Below are 19,277 nucleotides of genomic sequence, written 5' to 3'. Positions count from 1 at the left end.
CGTTGACATGACCGACCCGACCACACCACCTGCCCACCTGGAGGTCGAGGCGCACGCGCCCGACCGGAACCTCGCCCTCGAACTGGTCCGGGTCACCGAGGCCGCCGCGATGGCGGCCGGGCGCTGGGTCGGCCGCGGCGACAAGAACGGCGCCGACGGCGCGGCGGTGAACGCGATGCGTACGCTGATCGGCACTGTCGGTATGAACGGCGTCGTGGTGATCGGCGAGGGCGAGAAGGACAACGCCCCGATGCTCTACAACGGCGAGCAGGTCGGCTCCGGTGAAGGCCCGGAGTGCGACGTGGCGGTGGACCCGGTCGACGGTACGACGCTGGTGGCGAAGGGCATGGCCAACGGCATCGCGGTGATGGCGGTCTCGCCGCGGAACTCGATGTACGACCCGTCCGCGGTCTTCTACATGGAGAAGCTCGTGGTCGGTCCGGAGGCGGCCGAGGTGGTCGACATCCGGCTGCCGGTCGCGGAGAACATCCGCCGGGTCGCGAAGGCGAAGGGCAGCACGGTCGACGACGTCACGGTCGTCCTGCTCGACCGGCCGCGGCACGAGCAACTGGCGACGCAGATCCGGGCCACCGGCGCGCGGATCAAGTTCATCTCCGACGGCGACGTGGCCGGCGCGGTCGAGGCGGCCCGGCCGGACACCGGTCTGGACATGCTGCTCGGTATCGGCGGTACGCCGGAAGGCATCATCGCCGCCTGCGCGATGAAGTGCCTCGGCGGGAAGATCCAGGGCAAGCTCTGGCCGCGCGACGACGCCGAGCGGCAGAAGGCGCTGGACGCCGGCCACGACCTGGACCGGGTGCTCGACACCGACGACCTGGTCAGCGGCGACGACTGCTTCTTCGTCGCGACCGGGATCACCGACGGCGAACTGCTCCGCGGCGTCCGCTACGGACGCTCCACCGCGCGCACCCACTCGCTCGTGATGCGCTCGCGCAGCGGCACGATCCGCAGCATCGAGAGCGTCCACCAGCTGGAGAAGCTGCGCGCCTACTCCGCCATCGACTTCGAGCACGCCCGATGAGCACACCCGTCCTCGTCATCGGCGAGGCTCTCGTGGACATCGTCGGCACCGCCGGAAAGTTCCGCAACGGCAACGGCAAGCCGAAGGCGATCCCCGGCGGGTTCGCCGCGAACGTCGCCGTCGGGCTGGCCCGGATGGGCGTGCCGACCGAGCTCGTGGCCCGCTTCGGCACCGATCCGTACGGCGACCTGCTCGGCGCGCACCTGTTCGGCAACGGCGTCCAGCTCGCGCCCGGGACGGTCGATCCCGGCGTCCGGACGAGCACCGCGACCGCGACCCTGGACGCCGACGGGGTGGCGAGCTACAAGTTCGACATGACCTGGGATCCGCCGGCGCTGTCGCTGACCCGCGGCTGCCCGGCGATCCACACCGGGTCGATCGCGATGATGCTCGAGCCCGGGGCGACCGCGATCCGCGACTTCCTGAAGACGGTGGCCGACCAGCCCGTGACGGTCACGCTGGACCCGAACGCACGGCCGGCGATCACTCCCGACCCGGTGCCGGCCTGGGCCGCCGTCCGGGAGCTCGCGGCCCTGTCCGACCTGGTGAAGCTGAGCGACGAGGACTGCGCGTTCTTCCGTCCCGGTGTCTCGCTCGACGACATCGCGGCGGAGCTGCTGACGGCCGAGCGGACGCAGTGCGTGGTGATCACCCGCGGCGGCAGCGGCGCGCTGGGCGTCGGCCGGGGTCTGCGGGTCGAGGTTCCCGCGCCGCCGATCGAGGTGGTCGACACCGTCGGCGCCGGCGACTCGCTGATGGCGGCCCTGATCACCGGGCTGCTCACCCGCGGGCTGCTCGGCGGGCGACGGCTGGCCGGGATGACCGCCGAGGAGCTGCGGGAGGTCGTGGACTACGCGGTGAAGGCGGCGGCGATCACCTGCACCCGCCACGGCGCCGACCCGCCGACCGCGGCCGAGCACACGGAGAAGTGGGGTTCCTGAGGGTGTCCGCCGAAGCGTGGACCTCCGAACTGGAGTCCAACGGCAGTGTGGATTTCCGGCCGCGCCGCGGCCGGCTGGCGGTGCGCCTGGCCGCGTTCGGCCTGCTGATGGTGCTGTCGGCGTGGACGAACATCGACCATCTGCGCGCGGACGGCGTCTCGGGCGCACTCGGCGTCCTGCGGCTGACCGCGCTCGCGGCGTTCGTGTACGGCACCGGCCTGACCGCGTGGCAGCTGATCACGAACCGCCCGGTCATCACGGTCGACGCCGAGGGCATCACCAGGGGCCGTAGCCTGCGGTGGTCGGGCATCACGAGCATCGACGAGCCCGCCGGCTGGCCGTTGGCGCGCGCAATCCAGGTCAACCCGGCTGACCGGCGTACCCGGCCGATCTCGATCCCGCAGGACAACGTCGAGGACCTGGAAGCCCTCACCCCCTGGCTGCGCGCACTCCACGAGCAGCACCGCGACTAGTTCACCGAGCTGCGGACGGCGGCGAGGTGTTCGCGGGAGCGGGCCGCCGCCAGGTCCGGGTCCTTGACGCGGATCGCGTCGGCGATCGCCTCGTGGGCGGCCTGGTCGTGCCGGTGCCGGTGTTCCTCGTCGAGTTTGAGCATGTCGATCATCGCCCGCCGGATCCGCGGCACGAACGTGTCGAAGAGCTCGGTCAGTACGGCGTTGTGCGCGGCCGTCACGACCGCGCGGTGGAACGCGAGGTCGGCCTCGATGTACCAGTCGTCGGGCGCGTTCACGGCCGCCCGTTTGCGGTCCGCGAGCGTGTAGCGGAAGTTCTTCAGGTCCGCCGGCGTCCGGCGGGACGCGGCCAGCCGGGCGGCCTCGGTCTCGATCGCGAGCCGGCCCTCGAGGACGTCGGTGATGTCCGCCTTGCGCAGGACCTTGTCCCAGTCCTCGGCGGCCTGCAGCGCGATCACGAACACGCCCGCGCCCTGGCGGCTCTCCAGCACCCGGCGGCCGGCCAGCTCCCGCACCGCCTCGCGGATCGTGGACCGGCCGACGCCGAGCTGGGCGGCCAGTGTGGTCTCACCGGGAAGCTTGGCGCCGAGCGCCCACTCACCGCTCCCGATCCGGCGCAACAGCTCCTCGGCAGCCTGCTCGGCGAGCGGGTGACGGCGAATCATGCGGGCCAGTCTAGAGGGATCTGAGTTGTCAGCTTGTCTGAGGAGTTGATAGCGTGCTCGGCATGCGCTCGCTTCCGCGTCTCGTCCTCCTCCTCGGCCGCCACGGCGGGAGCTGATTCGACCGGCGCTCCCTCCGTGGAGTGCAGTCGTCCGCCGGTCCTCCCCGGACTCGTTGGAAGGACCCACGCATGAACCGTCAGCAACCCTCCCCCATGCCCAGCCACCGGTACCGCGACATCTTCGCCAGGGTCCCGGTCGCGCCGGTCGACCGCACCTGGCCCGACCGCCGGATCACGCAGGCGCCGCTCTGGGTGCCGGTCGACCTGCGGGACGGCAACCAGGCCCTGGCCGACCCGATGGACCCCGAGCGCAAGCGCCGGTTCTTCGAGCTGATGGTTGCCATCGGCTACAAGGAGATCGAGGTCGGTTACCCGTCGGCCTCGCAGACCGACTTCGACTTCGTCCGGCTGCTCGCGGAGTCGGATCTCGTCCCGCCGGACGTCACGATCGTCGTCTTCACCCCGGCCCGCAAGGATCTGATCGAGCGGACCGTCGAGTCGGTCGCGGGAATGCGCGGCGACGTCGTCATCCACCTGTACGCCGCCACCGCGCCGGTGTGGCGCGACGTCGTCCTGCGGAAGTCGCGCGACGAGCTGGCGTCGATGATCTACGCCGGCTCGGAGGAGATCCTGCGGCTGGCCGGGGACTCGGTGCGGTTCCAGTTCTCGCCCGAGGTGTACAACCTGACCGAGCCGGACTATGTGCTCGAGCTGGCGGACCACCTCACCAAGCAGTGGGACGCGACACCGCAGCGGCCGGTGATCCTGAACCTGCCCGCCACGGTCGAGGCCGCGACGCCGAACGTGTACGCCGATCAGATCGAGTACATGCACAAGAACCTGCCGCGTCGCGACGGCGTCATCCTGTCGGTGCATCCGCACAACGACCGCGGCACCGGGATCGCGTGCGCGGAGCTGGCGGTGCTGGCCGGGGCGGAACGCGTCGAGGGCTGCGTCTTCGGCAACGGGGAACGCACCGGGAACGTCGACATCGCCACACTCGCGCTCAACCTGCACGCCCAGGGCGTCGACCCGATGATCGACTTCTCCGACATCGACGGGATCCGCTCGGTGGTGGAGTACTGCACGCGGATGCCGATCCACCCGCGGCACCCGTACGTCGGGGAGCTCGTCTACACGGCCTTCTCCGGGACCCATCAGGACGCGATCCGGAAGGGGTTCGCCGTCCAGGGACCGGGAGCGTGGGAGGTGCCGTACCTGCCGATCGATCCGGCGGACGTCGGGCGTGGGTACGAGGCCGTCGTCCGGGTGAACAGCCAGTCCGGCAAGGGCGGGATCGCCCACGTGCTGGAGTCTGTGTACGGCATCCGCCTGTCGCCGGAGCAGGAGCGGGAGTTCGCGCGGCACGTGCAGCGGCACACCGACGCGACCGGGCGGGAAGCGAGTGCGGCGGAGTTGAAGGCGTTGTACGAGGAGGTCTACGGGTGCTCGAACTGAAGGACGTCGACTTCGTCCGGGACGGCAAGCTGTTGCTGTCCGGGGTGTCGCTGACCGCGGGCGAAGGTGAGCGGTGGGCGCTGCTCGGGCCGAACGGCGCGGGCAAGAGCACGCTGCTCGGCCTGTGCGGCGCGGTCACGCACCCGACCCGCGGCACGGTCGAGATCCTCGGACGCCGGCTCGGTACGGTCGACATCCGTACCCTGCGCGAGTCCATCGGGCACGTGAATCCACGGCATCTGCTGCGGTCGCCGTCGAGCATCCGGGACGTCGTCCTGACCGGGCTCACCGGCACGATCGAGCGGATGCCGCGGTGGGAGCCGACTCCCGCGCAGGAAGCCCGCGCTCTGGAGCTGATCGACCTGCTCGGGATCGGCGCGCTGGCCGGTTCGTCGTGGACCACGCTGTCGCAGGGTGAGCGTGGCCGGGCGCTGATCGCCCGCGCGCTGATCTCGGATCCGCGGTTGCTGCTGCTGGACGAGCCGTCGACCGGCCTGGACGTCGCCGCGCGCGAGCAGTTACTGGAGACCCTCGACCAGATCCACCTCAGCCACCCGCACCTGGCGTGGGTCCTGGTCACCCATCACCTCGAGGAGCTTCCGACCTGTACGACGCATGCCGCGCTGCTCCGCGACGGCCGGGTCCTGTCCGCGGGGCCGGCTGACGACGTACTCACGACGGATCGCATCTCGCAGACGTTCGACCATCCGATCGAGATCAACCGCCACGACGGGCGCTGGACCGCCACCGCCCGACGAGGTACCCGGCACCACTGATCAGGCCGAGCGCGGCGCAGATCCCGGCGAGCCACAGCCAGAACACCGTGTCCTCGCGCGCCGACTCGACCGCCCAGACGGCGCGGCCCTTCGCCGGCTCGGCGACGACGTACTCGACGGGTACGAGGTCGCCGAGCCGGAAGGTGTGGTCGCCGGCATCCCGGTCCGTCTCGAACGTGTGGTCGGCCCCGGCGACGGAGTACCGGATGTCCACCGTGCCCGAACTCTTGTCCAGCAACCCCGGCTCATGGATCACCACTACGGTCCCGTTGGTGATCGCGGTTGGCTGCTCCGCAGGACGGCCCGCGCTCCGGGCGTGCAGGCCCAAGGACCCGAACGGCACCGCGACGATCAGGAAGAACAGCACCAGGCTGCCTGGCACGAGCGGCTCGCCACGCCGCCGCCATCCGTAGGCAGCCGCGGCGTGTCGCCCGGCCGGTTTCTCGCCGGTCGCCGTCTCGGTCGGGCTGACGCCTCTGATCCAGAGGACGCCGACGACGACCAGCATCAGTACCAGGTATGCGGTCACCGTGCCGAGGCCGATCATCCCGCCGACGAACGCCGCGTCGTCCACCGGCCGGCCGGTCACGAGTGCGACGAGAGCACCGATACCGGCGCCGAGCGCGGCGACCAGCGCCATGGCCAGCACGGCGCCGATGCCGAACAGCGACGAGCCGGAGTCGGCCAGCGCGTACGCCGCCGCCGGACCACGGACGAACGCCCAGCTCAGCGCCCCGCGAAGTCGCCGCATGCCGCCAAGTGTGGTGCATTACAGTTGGTTCTGCTCCAGGGGTGGAGTTGTGAGGGCGGGGGCGAGATGAGCGTCATGGGTGAACGCCTGCCTGAGGCGTGGATGGTCGAGTGGCACCGGAACGGCCGGGTCGAGTTCCCGCTGCGCCGCTGGGGGTTCTCGATGTTCCCGGTCCTGTACCTGGCGGCGTTCGCGCTCTTCACGGCGGGCCGGCTGCCGGACATGCTCGACGACGGGGCCTGGCGGTATCTGGCCTACCTGTTGATCGCGGGGTACGTCGGTATCGCGGTGATGATCGTCTGGCAGCTCGTCACCCAGCGCCCGGTCGTCGTCGTCGACCACCGGGGGATCCACGTCGGACACCGGCGGTTCATGGCGTGGAGCGAGGTCGGATCGATCGGTTTCGTGGCCGGGCCGAAACTGGCGCGGCAACTGCCGGTGCAGCCGAAGAACGTCTGGGCGAAGAACCTCGTCCTCACCCAGCAGCACGTCAACGACCTCTCAGCGTTCCGCCTGTGGCTCGGCGAACTGCTGGAGGAGCAGCGCCCGACTCCCTAGCCGGCGCCGGTCAGGTCAGGCCGAGGCGCTTGCTCAGGCGGGGGCCGCGCTTGATCTTGATCTCGCCGAGGATCGCCGTGCCGCGGATGTGGAAGCGTTTCGGCTCGGCCGGCCGGCTGTTCGGGTCCGGGACCGCCTTCAGTCCGGCTTCCTGTTCGGAGACGGAGCCGAGGATCGGGTTGCTGTCCAGCAGGACGATCGCGTTCTGCGGTACGCGGATCTTCACGTCGGCGAGGATCGACTTCACGTCGATGTGAACCTCGTTGAACGGGATCTGCGCCTCGGTGTAGTCGAGGGTGACGTCCCCGAGCACAGCGTTGATCTCCTGGCGCTGCGGGACCAGCCAGCTCCCGGTCCGCTTGGACTCGGACATGAACACGTTGATCACGGGCCCGGACTCCACCAGCGCACCGCCGTACTGCGGGGTGGTGGCCGGCGTGGTCTGCGCGCGAGGCCCGTTGGGCAGGTCGGCGGTCAGCTCGACGAGCTCGCCGTACGTCTTGGAGGCGTACAGCGTCTCGAGGCGGTCCTCGAGCTCGGTGTAGGACAGCCGGCCCTCGCCCGCGGCGTCGCGGAGGATGTCGGCGACCTCCTCACGCTCGAGATCGGACACCCGCCGCCGCAGCACCGGATCGTCACCGGCCTGCGCGGGCACGACATCCTGCGGTCGGTTCTCCTGGGGAACATCATCCTGAGCCACGCCTGAACCATACGCGCGCCCACCCCCGCCCGCAGACCCGTTTCCTCCCCGATTCACCCCTGATCCGGCCCCTGATGGTGAGCGGTAGCCTTTGGGCGTCCAGTCCAGTCTGTGTGGAGGTATGCCCGGTGTCTGCCGACTTCAACTACTCCGACCTGTTGCCGTTGGGTGCCGACGAGACGGAGTACCGGCTGCTGACGACGGAGGGTGTCAGCACGTTCACCGCAGGCGACCGGACGTTCCTGCAGGTGCAGCCCGAGGTCTTGCAGGCGCTGACCGCGGAGGCGATGCACGACATCTCGCACTACCTGCGGACCGCGCACCTCGCGCAGCTGCGGCGGATCATCGACGACCCGGAGGCGTCCGGGAACGACCGGTTCGTCGCGCTCGACCTGCTGAAGAACGCGAACATCTCGGCCGGCGGCGTGCTGCCGATGTGCCAGGACACCGGCACCGCGATCGTGATGGGCAAGAAGTCCGAGGGCGTGCTCACCGGCGCGGTCGACGAGGAGTGGATCAGCCGCGGCGTGTACGACGCCTACACCAAGCTGAACCTGCGCTACTCGCAGATGGCCCCGCTGACGATGTGGGACGAGAAGAACACCGGCTCCAACCTGCCGGCCCAGATCGAGCTCTACTCGACACCGGCCGGCTCCGGCGACCCGGCGTACAAGTTCCTCTTCATGGCCAAGGGCGGCGGCTCGGCGAACAAGTCGTTCCTCTACCAGGAGACCAAGGCGGTGCTGAACCCGTCGCGGATGATGGAGTTCCTGGACGAGAAGATCCGCTCCCTCGGTACGGCGGCCTGCCCGCCGTACCACCTGGCCGTCGTGGTCGGCGGGACCTCGGCCGAGTACGCGCTGAAGACCGCGAAGTACGCCTCCGCGCACTACCTGGACACCCTGCCGACGAGCGGATCGCCGCTCGGGCACGGGTTCCGGGACGTGGAGCTGGAGGAGGAGGTCTTCAAGCTCACGCAGGAGTTCGGGATCGGCGCGCAGTTCGGCGGGAAGTACTTCTGCCACGACGTCCGGGTGATCCGGCTGCCGCGGCACGGCGCGTCCTGCCCGGTCGCGATCGCGGTGTCCTGCTCGGCGGACCGGCAGGCGCTGGCCAAGATCACGCCGGAGGGCGTGTTCCTCGAGCAGCTGGAGCGGGAACCGGCCCGGTTCCTGCCGGACACGACCGACGAGCACCTCGACGACGCCGAGGTCGTCCGGGTCGACCTGAACCGGCCGATGAGCGAGATCCGCGCCGAGCTGTCCAAGCTGCCGGTGAAGACCCGGCTGTCGCTGACCGGCCCGCTCGTGGTGGCGCGCGACATCGCGCACGCGAAGATCAAGGAGCGGCTGGACGCGGGCGAGCCGATGCCGCAGTACCTGCGTGACCACGCCGTGTACTACGCAGGTCCGGCGAAGACCCCAGAGGGTTACGCGTCCGGCTCCTTCGGGCCGACGACCGCGGGCCGGATGGACGCCTACGTCGACCAGTTCCAGGCGGCCGGCGGCTCGTTCGTCATGCTTGCCAAGGGCAACCGGTCGGCGAAGGTGACGGCAGCGTGCAAGGAGCACGGCGGGTTCTACCTGGGCTCGATCGGCGGGCCGGCGGCGCGGCTGGCGCAGGACTGCATCAAGTCCGTCGACGTGATCGAGTACCCGGAGCTCGGCATGGAGGCGATCTGGAAGATCCAGGTCGAGGACTTCCCCGCGTTCATCGTGGTCGACGACAAGGGCAACGACTTCTTCACCGACACCCGCAAGCCGGTCCCGCTCACGGTCCGTCCGCGCAGCTGAACCGTTGACCTGGTGAGCCGATCGCCCCACCCTCGGAACCGGGGGTGGGGCGATGGGGCGGCGGATGCTGCGGATGGGGAACCGGGTCGGCGTGTGGATGTACCGGACGCTGGACGGGCGGCTGGCGAGCGGCAGCAAGGACGTGCACGTCCTGATGCTCACCACGCCCGGCCGGCGGACCGGCGTACCGAGGTCGACCTGCGTGCGGTACCTGGAGACGGCGGACGGGCTCGTGGTCTGGGGCACCGGGTCGGGCTCGCCCCAGGACCCGGACTGGTTCCGGAACCTGCGGGCGGCGGACAGCACCGACGTACAGATCGGCGCCGAGCACCGGCGGATGCACGCGCGGGAACTGACCGAGCCCGAGCGGAGCACGGTGTGGACCGACGTCATCCTCCGCGAGGACCCGCGGATCGGCCGGTTCGCGACGAAGGCAGGGCGGACGATCCCCGTCGCCGTCCTGGAGCCCGCCCCGGACTGACCCCCGCTCAGCCGGCCTTGGTCTCGATCTCCTCCGGGAGCTTCATCAGCAGGGCTCTGGCCGCTTTGACCAGGTCTGCCTCGTTGTGCCCGAACGCCTGGAGGTAGCACCCAAGGGCCGAGCGCAGCATCTGAAGCTCGTCGGCCTGCAGCTCGATGGTGTACATACTTCCAAGCTAAGACCAATCCCGCCGGTGACAAGCGCTCGTGACCTACCTGTTGTCAGCGGCTGTGCAGCTCCTCGGCGATCCAGGTCGGCTGATGCGTCGTCGGCGCGACGGGCAGCCGCCAGGCCGGCGGCGCCGACCAGGACTCCCAGCCGTCGGAGAACGGCGCGGTCCAGGCCTCGATGTCGCGGATCGCCAGGTGCGCGTCGGCGACGATCCGCTCGGCCTCGGCCGCGCTGAAACGTCCGGCGCTGACCGCTCCCTCGAGCTCGTCCTCGTCCTTCCACTCGATCGTGCGGTCCGGGTTGATCCACAGGTCAAGCACATGATCGACCGTGCTCGTACGACGTGCCGCCCGGTCGCGGACGTGTTCGCGCTCGAGGTTCACGTACCACCCGCGGAACGTCGCGTCGGCGTCCCAGAAGTACCAGACCGACCACGGCTTGCCGGGCGGCGACACCTTGAGGATCCCGGTCCCGCGCCAGACGTCGAGCTTCAGCACCCGCTCCGCGGTGAACATCGCGACCGGACCGGCGTGCCGGATCTCGCGCCCGTCGACGAGGACCGGTTTGAGCAACGGCGTCCCGGGTGCGAGCCAGGCGACCAGCCCGTCCGCGTCGTCCCGCACCACCGTCATCGGCCGCACGAGCGGCTTGTCGGCGTGCTGTCCGGGGACCTCGTACACCCATTCGATCGTCGTGCCGGGCTCCCAGAACGTCACGACTGCGCCGGCCGGGTCATGGACAGGACGTCGAGGGCCGCGTCCAGCTGCTCCTCGGTGAGGTCGCCCTTCTCGACGTGCCCGTTCTCGATCACGACCTCGCGGATCGTCTTGCCTTGTTTCAGGGCGCTCTTGGCGACCGCGGCGGCGTTCTCGTACCCGATGTAGCGGTTCAGGGGCGTCACGATCGACGGGGACGACTCGGCCAGCGCGCGGGCGTGGCCGACGTTCGCCGTGATGCCGTCGACGCAGCGGTCGGCGAGCAGCCGGGAGCTGTTGGCCAGTAGGCTGATCGACTCGAGCAGGTTGCGCGCGATCACCGGGAGCATCACGTTCAGCTCGAAGTTGCCGCCGGCACCGGCCACGGTGATCGTGGTGTCGTTGCCGATCACCTGCGCGGCGACCATCAGCGTCGCCTCGCAGATCACCGGGTTCACCTTGCCGGGCATGATGCTCGACCCGGGCTGCAGGTCCGGCAGCGCGATCTCGCCGAGCCCGGCGCGCGGCCCGGAGCCCATCCAGCGCAGGTCGTTGCAGATCTTCGTCAGGCTGACCGCGACCGTCTTCAGCTGCCCGGACAGCTCGACCAGTCCGTCGCGCGCCCCCTGGGCCTCGAAGTGGTCCTCGGCCTCGGTCAGCTCCAGCCCGGTGCGGCGGTTCAGCTCGGTGATGACGGCTGCCGCGAACCCGGGCGGTGTGTTGATCCCGGTGCCGACCGCCGTCCCGCCCAGCGGCAGCTCGGCGACCCGGGGCAGCGTGGCCCGGACGCGCGCGGCGCCGCGGCGGATCTGCTGGGCATACCCGTCGAACTCCTGCCCGAGCGTCACCGGCGTCGCGTCCATCAGGTGCGTGCGCCCGGACTTCACCACCTCGGCGAACTCGGATCCCTTGCGGGACAGGGAATCCGCGAGATGCTCGAGGGCCGGCAGCAGCTCCTGGACGACACCCGCTGTGGCGGCGACGTGGATCGCCGACGGGAAGGTGTCGTTGCTGGACTGCGACGCGTTGACGTGATCGTTCGGGTGCACGTCGGCGCCGAGCGCGCGGGTGGCGAGGGTGGCCAGGACCTCGTTGACGTTCATGTTCGTCGACGTGCCGGAACCGGTCTGGAAGACGTCGATCGGGAACTCCGCGTCGAACTGCCCCGCGGTCACCTGGTCCGCGGCGGCCGCGATCGCGGCGGACCGGTCGGCGTCGAGCACCCCGAGCGACGCGTTCACGACCGCGGCGGAGGCCTTGATCTGGGCGAGCGCGTGCACGAGCTCCGGCGCCAGCGGCCGCCCGGAGATCGGGAAGTTCTCCACCGCGCGCTGCGTCTGCGCCCGCCACAACGCGTCGCGGGGCACCTTGACCTCGCCCATCGTGTCGTGCTCGATCCGGAATTCCACGTCATCACCCATACCTGCAGAGTACGTCGCTCACCGTTGCCGGAACCGTTCGATCGGCAACCTGTGGACAACGACACAACGACTACGAGGCGCCTTGATAGACGTAGTACAGCTCGTCGCGCCCCTGGAGCTGGACCGGCACGGGTTTGACGTCGCACGTGCCGAACACTGCGCCGACGGCGGTCTCCAGGGCGGTCGACGCGGACGAGGACCACACGGTGAGGACGCCGCCGGCGCGCAGCTTGGCCCGGCAGGTGGTGAGGAAGCCGGACGTGTAGATGGTCGAGTTCTCGTTGTAGACAAGGAAGTCCGGGCCGTTGTCGACGTCCAGCAGGATCGCGTCGACGGACGCGTCGGGGAGGTCCGTGACGACCGCGCGGACGTCGCCGACGACGACCGCGACCCGCGGGTCGTCGAGGATCGACGGGACCAGGCCGGAGCGCATCCACGACACCAGGTCCGGCTCGATCTCCGCGACCACCACCTCGCCGAGCCGGTCGTCGGCGAGCAGCGCGCGGACCGTGTACCCGAGGCCGAGTCCCCCGACCAGCACCCGGTCCGGCCGCTGCACCGCCTCCAGCGCAGCCGACGCCAGCAACTCCTCGCTCGACGTCTCCCGGTCGTCCATCACGAATACACCGTTGACCCGCAGCTCCAGCGCCCCGTCGTCCTCCCGGCGCCGCAGCACGAGCTCTCCGCGCTCACCACGCACCCGCGCAATCTCCCGCACTCCACCATCCTCCCATCCACACATCCCGCTACGTCCGAAGAAGTCGCGAGACTTCCCGCCGCATCTCCGGACGTAAGGCGGTTGTCCACAGGGGCGGGAGGGAGTAGTGGCGGGAGCGGGGGTGCGGAGGGGAAACTCTCGCGGATGTTGGAAGGAGGCGGATCTCGGGCGGCGCGTCATCGGCGGCAACGAGCCGAGCGTAGCCGCGAGCTGTTCACGCAGCAGTACGGCGTTGCGAGTCGCAGGCAGTTGTACGCCGTCGGACTCGGGCGCTGGGACGTCAAGGCCGAGCTCCGTTCCGGCCGTTGGTCGACGCGCGGACCGCAGTCGATCAGCAACATCACAGGTGGGCTCTGCGAGCGAGGACGTTGGTGGACCGCATTGATCGAAGTCGGGTCCCGCGCGGCTCTGGACGGTGTCACCGCACTCCAAGCGGCCGGACTGACTGGCTTCACCGAACCAGCCATTCATGTCTCGATGCCCAAGTCCGGAAAACCGAGGCGGTGGCCAGGAGTTGTGGTGCACGAAACCCGGCGCCGGGTCAGCACGGATGTCGTCGTCGCCGGCATTCCGCGAGTCCGACCGGCCGTAGCGGCTGTCCGGGGCGCGCTGTGGGCCGCCTCCGACCGCCAGGCCGCGCTGATAATGACGATGTCAGTACAGCAGCGGCTGGTCACTGTAGCTGCGTTGGACGAGGCGATGGCAAACGTCCGGCGACACCGCAGGCGCAAGTTCCTCCTCCGGCTCCTCGTCGATCTCCAAGGTGGCGTGCAGTCGATGGCAGAACTTGACTTCGCTCGGATGTGCAGGGCGGCCGGTTTGCCGGAACCAGATCGCCAGGTGGTTCACGATCTCGGGGACGGTTGGGCCGTGGTCGACAACGAGTGGACCGAGTACGACCTGGTGGTGGAGATCGAAGGTGCTCATCACCTGCACGTTCCGGTGACGATCGCCGACGCCTTACGGCAGAACAACCTCACGACCCGTCGGTCGTCCGTACTGCGGATCCCCGTAGTCGGCCTCCGTACCGACCCCGAGCGTTTCCTCGACCAGGTCCGCGCTGCCCTCACAGCACGCGGCTGGCAACCCCACTGACTCGTTACGTCCGAAGAAGTGCGAGTGCGTCTCGCCACCTCTTCGGACGTAACGGCATCGGGTGATCAGTACCAGCCGCTGTTCTGGGAGTGGTTCCACGCCTTGCACGGCGAGCCGTACGTGGCCTCGATGTAGTCCAGGCCCCACTTGATCTGGGTGACCGGGTTGGTGCGCCAGTCCTTGCCGTACGCCGCCATCCGGTTGCCCGGCAGCGCCTGCGGGATGCCGTACGCCGTCGACGTCGGGTTGTCGGCGTTGACCTTCCAGCGGGATTCCTTGTTCCAGAGCTTCTCCAGGCAGCTGAACTGGCTCTGGCTCCAGCCGTGGTCGGGGAGGAGGTTCATCGCGACCTCCTTCGGCGTGCCCTCGTACTTCTTCCGCTCGGCGTCCCGGCTGGCCCGCTCCTCGGCGGCGTCCCGGCTCGCCTCCTTGAGTGCCTTGTAGCGCAGCAAAGCCGTGTTCCTGGCCTTCATCTTCTGGTCGGCCGCGTCCTGCAGCGCGGTGCGCTGCTGCTCGATGGCCTCGACCTGGTTCCGCATCCGGACCGCCTCGGCGGCGATCTCGGCGGCCGACTTCTCCTTGGCCGACGGCGTGGTCGCGGACGGGATGGCCTTCCCGCTGTTCAGCACGGCCATCTCGGCCCGCCCGGACACCTTCTCCGACGCACTGCTGCTCCCAGGAGAGCTGAAGAGGTCGACACCGGCGACAACGGAGACCACGGCGATTCCGGTGACTGCGAGAACCGCGACGGAGCGCTTCGCTTTCATCTGTCCTTCCGAGAAAACCCGACCCCCGTCGGCTGCAACGAGAACATACTCTGACGTAAACCGTCCGTGATCACAAGCAGGTCACGAACGAACGGTGCGGCCGCCGCGTGGCGACCGCACCGTTCTTACTCTCGCTTTACAGAAAGCTATTACCTAAGAAACGTAACGCTCCTTACAGGTACCGTCTGGCCCGGTCACAGCTGCAGATCGTCCAGCATCTCGGTGACCAGCGCCGCGATCGGCGACCGCTCCGAGCGGGTCAGCGTCACGTGCGCGAACAGCGGGTGCCCCTTGAGCTGCTCGACCACCGCGACCACGCCGTCGTGCCGGCCGACCCGCAGGTTGTCCCGCTGGGCGACGTCGTGGGTGAGCACCACCCGCGAGTTGGCGCCGACCCGGGACAGCACCGTGAGCAGGACGTTGCGCTCCAGCGACTGCGCCTCGTCCACGATCACGAACGCGTCGTGCAGCGACCGCCCGCGGATGTGGGTCAGCGGCAGCACCTCGAGCATCCCGCGATCGATCACCTCGTCGATCACGTCACCGCTGGTGAGCGCGCCGAGCGTGTCGTACACGGCCTGGGCCCACGGCTGCATCTTCTCCGACTCGCTGCCCGGCAGGTACCCGAGCTCCTGGCCGCCGACCGCGAACAGCGGCCGGAAGACGACCACCTTCTTGTGCTGGCGGCGCTCCATCACCGACTCCAGCCCGGCGCACAGCGCGAGCGCGGACTTACCGGTACCAGCGCGGCCGCCGAGCGAGATGATCCCGACGTCCGGGTCCAGCAACAGATCCAGAGCGACCCGCTGCTCGGCCGACCGGCCGCGGATCCCGAACGCCTCGCGGTCGCCGCGGACCAGCCGGATCCGCTTGTCCGGCATCACCCGGCCGAGCGCGCTGCCCCGGTCGGACAGCATCACCAGCCCGGTGTGGGTCGGGAACTCGCCGGCCGCCGGCAGCTCGACCGAACCGTTCTCGTACAGGTCGTCCACGACGTGCGTCTCGACCTCGAGCTCCGCCATCCCGGTCCAGCCGGACTCCAGCGTCAGCTCGGCGCGGTACTCCTCGGCGAGCAGGCCGCACGCCGACGCCTTGACCCGCATCGGCAGGTCCTTCGAGACCAGCGTGACGTCCTTGCCCTCGGCCATGAAGTTGCAGGCCACGGCCAGGATCCGGCTGTCGTTGTCGCCGAGCCGGAAACCGGCCGGCAGCGTCTCCGGGTCGGTGTGGTTCAGCTCGACCCGGAGGGTTCCACCCTTCTCCCCCACTGGCAGGGGCGCATCCAGACGTCCGTGCAGGATCCGGAGCTCGTCGAGCAGTCGCAGCGCCGTACGGGCGAAGTAGCCGAGTTCCGGGTGATGCCGTTTGGCCTCCAATTCGGTGACGACGACCACCGGGACGACGACCTCGTGCTCGTCGAACCGCAGCATCGCGTGCGGGTCCGAGAGGAGCACCGAGGTGTCCAGCACGAATGTGCGCTGGGCCGGTGTGGATGAGGTACTTGACGCCTTGGCATTGTCGGCCATGTCGCACGTCCTCTTCTGGCCGTGACGTGCACCCTCGCCCCGGCCGACCAGTGGTTAGGTGGACCGGGTGCCGCCCTCGGGGTCTGGTGCAGACCCCGTCCGCCGTGCCGCGTACGCAACGACGGGAATCAGTGAGATCGAGACCTGACGTCTCGGGTACTCCGTTCGGCCCCTCATGGGGCTACCGGCTGGCGAACGATTCTCAAGCTGATCGGGCCTCCCGGACAGCCGGCTTCCCCTCCGACCGTCATTGTCAGGGTAGGAGCCTCCTGCAAACGGCGCAGCCCGACACGCCCGGCCACGGGGTTAACACGGTGTTACGCCTTTCCCCCTCACGCGGGGGATCCACGTCACTCCGCCGGGTGATCCGGTCCGGCGGCCGCGCGACGAGGCTCGGGGCATGACTCGGAGCATGACAAGGAACTGGCCGACGTGGACCGGGTACGCGACCGCGCTCTGGTCCCTGGTGTACGGCGTACTCGGGCTGTACTGGACCTTCGGCGGCGCCGGTTACCCGTTCGCGCGGGTCCCTGACGACCTGTCCACGGCGTCGATCCTGGAAGGTATGCCGGTGCACGTCGTCGCCCCCGTGATGGCGGCGATCGGCCTCGGCGGCGCCGTTCTCGCGCTCGTGATGACGCACACCAGGCCGCGCGGATCGATCCTGCAGGCGATCGCCGCCGTGCTCGCGGTCGGCCTGGCGCTCGTCGTACCCGACTACACGCTGGTCGCGGTGGTCGCCATGGCGCCGGCACTGATCGTGTTCGCCTTCACCGGCGTACCGGGGCCGCAGGACGGCGTCGGCGACATCCTGTACTGGCACCGGGTGAATCTGATCATCCTGTTCGTCGGCGGGGTGCTCTGGGCGGCGACGGCGCTCGCGTACCACCGGCGCAGCCGCGAGGCGTGCGTCTCCTGCGGCCAGGGCGCCGCGGAGCCCGCCTGGAAGCGCCCGGAGGCTGCGCTCCGGTGGGGCCGCTGGGCGGTCGCGATCGCGGTCGTGGCGAACCTTCCGTACGAGCTCACCCGGATCGCCTGGTACTTCGGCTGGCCGCTCGGCATCACCGGCGAGTTCCACCGGATGATGGCCGACACGCCCGGGATGCTCGAGATGGGCCTCGGCCTGGCCGTCCTGGGCCTGGGCGGCGGCGTCCTCACGCACGGCCTGGTGCACCGGTGGGGCGAGGTGTACCCGCGGTGGATCTGGTTCAAGGCCGGCCGCCGCGTACCGCCGCTGCTCGCGATCGTCCCGGCCTCGATCGTGTCGGTCGTCCTGATCCCGGCCGGGCTGATGAACACCCAGGCCCCGCTCGACGGCGACATGTGGGGCGCCAACGCGCCGGGCATCCTCTGGATCGCGTGGGGCGCGGCGCTGGGCGTGGCGACGTACGCGTACTACCTGCGGCGCCGTACGACGTGCTCGCGGTGCGGGCGCGGCACTACGTCCCGAAGCGACGCTCTCGCTGCGCGTAGCTCCGGATCGCGCGCAGGAAGTCGACGTGCCGGAAGTCCGGCCACAGCGCCTCGCAGAAGTAGAACTCGCTCAGCGCGCTCTGCCACAGGAGGAAGCCGCCCAGGCGCTGCTCACCCGACGTCCGGATGACCAGGTCCGGATCCGGCTGGCCCTTCGTGTACAGGTGCCGCGCGATGTGCTCCACGTCGACGCGGTCCGCGAGTTCCTCGATCGAGATGCCCTTCGCGGCCTCCTCGAGCAGCAGCGAGCGGACGGCGTCGGCCAGCTCGCGCCGCCCGCCGTACCCGACCGCGACGTTGACCAGCATCCCCTGGTTGTCGTGCGTCGCCGTCTCGGCCGCCTTCAGCGCCTCGGCGGTCGTGCCCGGCAGCAGGTCGAGCGCGCCGACCGGGTGGATCCGCCAGCGGCCGATCGCGGTCAGCTCCTCGACGGTCTGCTCGATGATCCGCAGCAGCGGCTCGAGTTCCTCGGCCGGGCGGGTCAGGTTGTCGGTGGACAGCATCCACACCGTGACGACCTTGACGCCGACGTCGTCGCACCACTCCAGGAACTCGGAGATCTTGTTCGCCCCGGCCTCGTGACCGCGCGACACCGGATCGCCGACCTGGCGGGCCCAGCGCCGGTTGCCGTCGATGATGACGCCGATGTGCCGCGGGATCCGGTCCGGTGACAGGGACCGGCGGACCCGACGCTCGTACAGGCCGTAGATCGCGCCGCGCAGCTTCTGCTTGCCAGGTGTCCGCATGGGCAGGGTGCTCTCCTCAAAGACTCTCGGTCACGAGGCTAGCCCAGAAACGCCGCCGGTGAGAGGCCCTGGAGCGGCTCACGGAAAGCTGCCGGAAAGCTCGAACTTTTCGGTGAGTTCGTGCATCGTAAGCGCGGGAGTGCTGCAGCACCCGGGTGACTTCGCCTACATTTCATTCTTCCGACCGATGCAACCTACGGTTCCGTAGGTTACGGTTGCGTAGGTATGAACCGCCCGGACTCCCCTCGAAAGGACGGCGATGACCGCTACCAGCGCCCAGCCCCAGGACCTCGGGCACCGGCTCTCCGGCCGGCTCGGACCGCTCAAGCCCAAACTTCGTGGATGGTTGCACGCCGGCACCTTTCCGTTCGCCACCGCCGCCGGCATCGTGCTGATCTGCCTGGCCCCGCACGCGAACGCGCGCTGGGCGGCCGCGGTCTATACCGCCGGATCGATGCTGCTGTTCGGCATCTCCGCGCTGTACCACCGGTTCTACTGGGGCCCGACCGGTGAGGCGATCCTGCGCCGGCTCGACCACAGCAACATCTTCCTGCTGATCGCCGGCACCTACACCCCGCTCGGCATGGTGCTGCTGCACGGCAAGGACCGGGTGCTGATGCTCAGCCTGGTCTGGGGCGGCGCGGTGCTCGGCATCCTGTTCCGGATCTTCTGGCTCAGCGCGCCTCGGTGGATCTACACCCCCATCTACCTGGCCCTCGGCTGGGTCGCGATCTTCTGGATGGGCGCGATCTACCACACCGGCGGCGCGGCAGTCGTCACGCTGATCGCGGTCGGCGGCGGCCTGTACTCGATCGGCGCCGTCGTCTACGGCACCAAGCGCCCCAACCCCTCCCCCCGCTGGTTCGGCTTCCACGAGATCTTCCACGCCTTCACCGTGGCCGCCTTCATCTGCCACTACATCGCCGTCAGCATCGCGACATACCACGCCGGCTGACCACCCGCCGTAC

General features: G+C 69.7%; 20 protein-coding genes. 10 read left to right on the top strand and 10 right to left on the bottom strand.

Annotated elements, in window-relative coordinates:
- The first annotated feature begins 7 nt into the window (after nucleotides 1-7).
- Genes glpX through ACWEOO_RS35975 form a run of 3 tightly spaced genes read left to right on the top strand, consistent with a single transcriptional unit; the run spans nucleotide 8 to nucleotide 2,456 of the window.
- On the top strand, nucleotides 8-1,042 hold the full coding sequence (glpX, locus tag ACWEOO_RS35985) for a class II fructose-bisphosphatase (protein WP_363717381.1): 1,035 nt from the start codon (nucleotides 8-10) through the stop codon (nucleotides 1,040-1,042).
- The gene (locus ACWEOO_RS35980; protein ID WP_452146857.1) at nucleotides 1,039-1,983 is read left to right on the top strand and encodes a carbohydrate kinase family protein; all 945 of its coding nucleotides are present in this window, start codon (nucleotides 1,039-1,041) and stop codon (nucleotides 1,981-1,983) included. The genes glpX and ACWEOO_RS35980 overlap by 4 nt, the downstream gene beginning before the upstream one ends.
- 2 nt (nucleotides 1,984-1,985) lie before the next feature.
- Nucleotides 1,986-2,456 carry a hypothetical protein gene (locus ACWEOO_RS35975; RefSeq protein ID WP_452146856.1) on the top strand — a complete coding sequence of 157 codons (471 nt, stop codon included), beginning with the start codon at nucleotides 1,986-1,988 and terminating at the stop codon, nucleotides 2,454-2,456.
- Here the strand turns inward: ACWEOO_RS35975 and ACWEOO_RS35970 are convergent.
- Nucleotides 2,453-3,121, bottom strand: a complete 669-nt coding sequence (locus ACWEOO_RS35970) for a FadR/GntR family transcriptional regulator (RefSeq protein WP_452146855.1) — start codon at nucleotides 3,119-3,121, stop codon at nucleotides 2,453-2,455. The two genes, ACWEOO_RS35975 and ACWEOO_RS35970, sit on opposite strands and share 4 nt — an antisense overlap.
- A 188-nt stretch (nucleotides 3,122-3,309) precedes the next feature.
- Here ACWEOO_RS35970 and ACWEOO_RS35965 point away from each other — a divergent pair, with 188 nt between their 5' ends.
- Nucleotides 3,310-4,638 carry a 2-isopropylmalate synthase gene (locus ACWEOO_RS35965; RefSeq protein ID WP_452146854.1) on the top strand — a complete coding sequence of 443 codons (1,329 nt, stop codon included), beginning with the start codon at nucleotides 3,310-3,312 and terminating at the stop codon, nucleotides 4,636-4,638.
- Nucleotides 4,626-5,414, top strand: coding sequence for an ABC transporter ATP-binding protein (locus tag ACWEOO_RS35960; protein ID WP_452146853.1), 789 nt, complete (start codon nucleotides 4,626-4,628; stop codon nucleotides 5,412-5,414). Before ACWEOO_RS35965 ends, ACWEOO_RS35960 begins: the two co-directional genes overlap by 13 nt.
- On the opposite strand, the gene ACWEOO_RS35955 is transcribed toward ACWEOO_RS35960, so the two are convergent.
- Nucleotides 5,356-6,165: a hypothetical protein gene (locus ACWEOO_RS35955; RefSeq protein ID WP_452146852.1), complete on the bottom strand. Its 810-nt coding sequence runs from the start codon at nucleotides 6,163-6,165 to the stop codon at nucleotides 5,356-5,358. The two genes, ACWEOO_RS35960 and ACWEOO_RS35955, sit on opposite strands and share 59 nt — an antisense overlap.
- Nucleotides 6,166-6,240: 75 nt before the next feature.
- On the opposite strand from ACWEOO_RS35955, the gene ACWEOO_RS35950 reads away from it, so the two are divergent.
- Complete coding sequence (locus ACWEOO_RS35950) at nucleotides 6,241-6,723, top strand: hypothetical protein (protein ID WP_452146851.1); 483 nt, start codon at nucleotides 6,241-6,243, stop codon at nucleotides 6,721-6,723.
- A gap of 10 nt (nucleotides 6,724-6,733) precedes the next feature.
- Here ACWEOO_RS35950 and ACWEOO_RS35945 read toward each other — a convergent pair whose 3' ends face one another.
- Entirely contained in the window at nucleotides 6,734-7,423 is a 690-nt protein-coding gene (locus ACWEOO_RS35945) for a DUF1707 SHOCT-like domain-containing protein (protein ID WP_452146850.1), read from the bottom strand.
- Between the two features lie 74 nt (nucleotides 7,424-7,497).
- Here ACWEOO_RS35945 and ACWEOO_RS35940 point away from each other — a divergent pair, with 74 nt between their 5' ends.
- Complete coding sequence (locus ACWEOO_RS35940) at nucleotides 7,498-9,216, top strand: fumarate hydratase (RefSeq protein ID WP_452146849.1); 1,719 nt, start codon at nucleotides 7,498-7,500, stop codon at nucleotides 9,214-9,216.
- A 52-nt stretch (nucleotides 9,217-9,268) separates the two neighbouring features.
- Entirely contained in the window at nucleotides 9,269-9,697 is a 429-nt protein-coding gene (locus ACWEOO_RS35935; RefSeq protein ID WP_452146848.1) for a nitroreductase/quinone reductase family protein, read from the top strand.
- A gap of 7 nt (nucleotides 9,698-9,704) precedes the next feature.
- Here the strand turns inward: ACWEOO_RS35935 and ACWEOO_RS35930 are convergent, their stop codons facing one another.
- The 4 genes from ACWEOO_RS35930 to ACWEOO_RS35915 form a co-directional block, all read right to left on the bottom strand.
- Nucleotides 9,705-9,863, bottom strand: a complete 159-nt coding sequence (locus ACWEOO_RS35930) for a hypothetical protein (RefSeq protein WP_355476938.1) — start codon at nucleotides 9,861-9,863, stop codon at nucleotides 9,705-9,707.
- A 55-nt stretch (nucleotides 9,864-9,918) separates the two neighbouring features.
- Nucleotides 9,919-10,584: a DUF402 domain-containing protein gene (locus ACWEOO_RS35925; protein WP_452146847.1), complete on the bottom strand. Its 666-nt coding sequence runs from the start codon at nucleotides 10,582-10,584 to the stop codon at nucleotides 9,919-9,921.
- Nucleotides 10,581-11,984: a class II fumarate hydratase gene (locus tag ACWEOO_RS35920; protein ID WP_452146846.1), complete on the bottom strand. Its 1,404-nt coding sequence runs from the start codon at nucleotides 11,982-11,984 to the stop codon at nucleotides 10,581-10,583. The genes ACWEOO_RS35925 and ACWEOO_RS35920 overlap by 4 nt, the downstream gene beginning before the upstream one ends.
- Nucleotides 11,985-12,054: 70 nt before the next feature.
- Complete coding sequence (locus ACWEOO_RS35915) at nucleotides 12,055-12,702, bottom strand: spermine/spermidine synthase domain-containing protein (RefSeq protein ID WP_452146845.1); 648 nt, start codon at nucleotides 12,700-12,702, stop codon at nucleotides 12,055-12,057.
- 519 nt (nucleotides 12,703-13,221) lie between these two features.
- Between ACWEOO_RS35915 and ACWEOO_RS35910 the strand changes: the two genes are divergently transcribed.
- On the top strand, nucleotides 13,222-13,797 hold the full coding sequence (locus ACWEOO_RS35910) for a hypothetical protein (protein WP_452146844.1): 576 nt from the start codon (nucleotides 13,222-13,224) through the stop codon (nucleotides 13,795-13,797).
- Between the two features lie 65 nt (nucleotides 13,798-13,862).
- On the opposite strand, the gene ACWEOO_RS35905 is transcribed toward ACWEOO_RS35910, so the two are convergent.
- From ACWEOO_RS35905 to ACWEOO_RS35895, 3 genes are all read right to left on the bottom strand, one after another.
- A complete protein-coding gene (locus tag ACWEOO_RS35905; RefSeq protein ID WP_359926336.1) occupies nucleotides 13,863-14,564 on the bottom strand; it encodes an aggregation-promoting factor C-terminal-like domain-containing protein in 702 nt (233 codons plus the stop codon).
- Nucleotides 14,565-14,758: 194 nt separating this feature from the next.
- Complete coding sequence (locus ACWEOO_RS35900) at nucleotides 14,759-16,090, bottom strand: PhoH family protein (protein ID WP_359926339.1); 1,332 nt, start codon at nucleotides 16,088-16,090, stop codon at nucleotides 14,759-14,761.
- A 1,439-nt stretch (nucleotides 16,091-17,529) separates the two neighbouring features.
- Nucleotides 17,530-18,309, bottom strand: a complete 780-nt coding sequence (locus ACWEOO_RS35895) for an isoprenyl transferase (protein WP_359926342.1) — start codon at nucleotides 18,307-18,309, stop codon at nucleotides 17,530-17,532.
- Nucleotides 18,310-18,568: 259 nt separating this feature from the next.
- Here ACWEOO_RS35895 and trhA point away from each other — a divergent pair, with 259 nt between their 5' ends.
- Nucleotides 18,569-19,264, top strand: coding sequence for a PAQR family membrane homeostasis protein TrhA (trhA, locus tag ACWEOO_RS35890; RefSeq protein WP_355476956.1), 696 nt, complete (start codon nucleotides 18,569-18,571; stop codon nucleotides 19,262-19,264).
- The last annotated feature ends 13 nt before the right edge of the window (nucleotides 19,265-19,277 follow it).

Source organism: Kribbella sp. NPDC004138 (genome assembly GCF_053603655.1).
This window is presented reverse-complemented; position numbering and strand designations above follow the sequence as displayed.

Coding starts and splice junctions, on each gene's coding strand:
- glpX (WP_363717381.1), top strand. CDS start 8: ATGACCGACCCGACCACACCACCTGCCCACCTGGAGGTCGAGGCGCAC.
- ACWEOO_RS35940 (WP_452146849.1), top strand. CDS start 7,498: ATGGTGAGCGGTAGCCTTTGGGCGTCCAGTCCAGTCTGTGTGGAGGTA.
- ACWEOO_RS35970 (WP_452146855.1), bottom strand. CDS start 3,121: ATGATTCGCCGTCACCCGCTCGCCGAGCAGGCTGCCGAGGAGCTGTTG.
- trhA (WP_355476956.1), top strand. CDS start 18,569: ATGACCGCTACCAGCGCCCAGCCCCAGGACCTCGGGCACCGGCTCTCC.
- ACWEOO_RS35955 (WP_452146852.1), bottom strand. CDS start 6,165: ATGCGGCGACTTCGCGGGGCGCTGAGCTGGGCGTTCGTCCGTGGTCCG.
- ACWEOO_RS35935 (WP_452146848.1), top strand. CDS start 9,269: ATGGGGCGGCGGATGCTGCGGATGGGGAACCGGGTCGGCGTGTGGATG.
- ACWEOO_RS35965 (WP_452146854.1), top strand. CDS start 3,310: ATGAACCGTCAGCAACCCTCCCCCATGCCCAGCCACCGGTACCGCGAC.
- ACWEOO_RS35895 (WP_359926342.1), bottom strand. CDS start 18,309: ATGCGGACACCTGGCAAGCAGAAGCTGCGCGGCGCGATCTACGGCCTG.
- ACWEOO_RS35900 (WP_359926339.1), bottom strand. CDS start 16,090: ATGGCCGACAATGCCAAGGCGTCAAGTACCTCATCCACACCGGCCCAG.
- ACWEOO_RS35950 (WP_452146851.1), top strand. CDS start 6,241: ATGGGTGAACGCCTGCCTGAGGCGTGGATGGTCGAGTGGCACCGGAAC.
- ACWEOO_RS35930 (WP_355476938.1), bottom strand. CDS start 9,863: ATGTACACCATCGAGCTGCAGGCCGACGAGCTTCAGATGCTGCGCTCG.
- ACWEOO_RS35920 (WP_452146846.1), bottom strand. CDS start 11,984: ATGGGTGATGACGTGGAATTCCGGATCGAGCACGACACGATGGGCGAG.
- ACWEOO_RS35905 (WP_359926336.1), bottom strand. CDS start 14,564: ATGAAAGCGAAGCGCTCCGTCGCGGTTCTCGCAGTCACCGGAATCGCC.
- ACWEOO_RS35980 (WP_452146857.1), top strand. CDS start 1,039: ATGAGCACACCCGTCCTCGTCATCGGCGAGGCTCTCGTGGACATCGTC.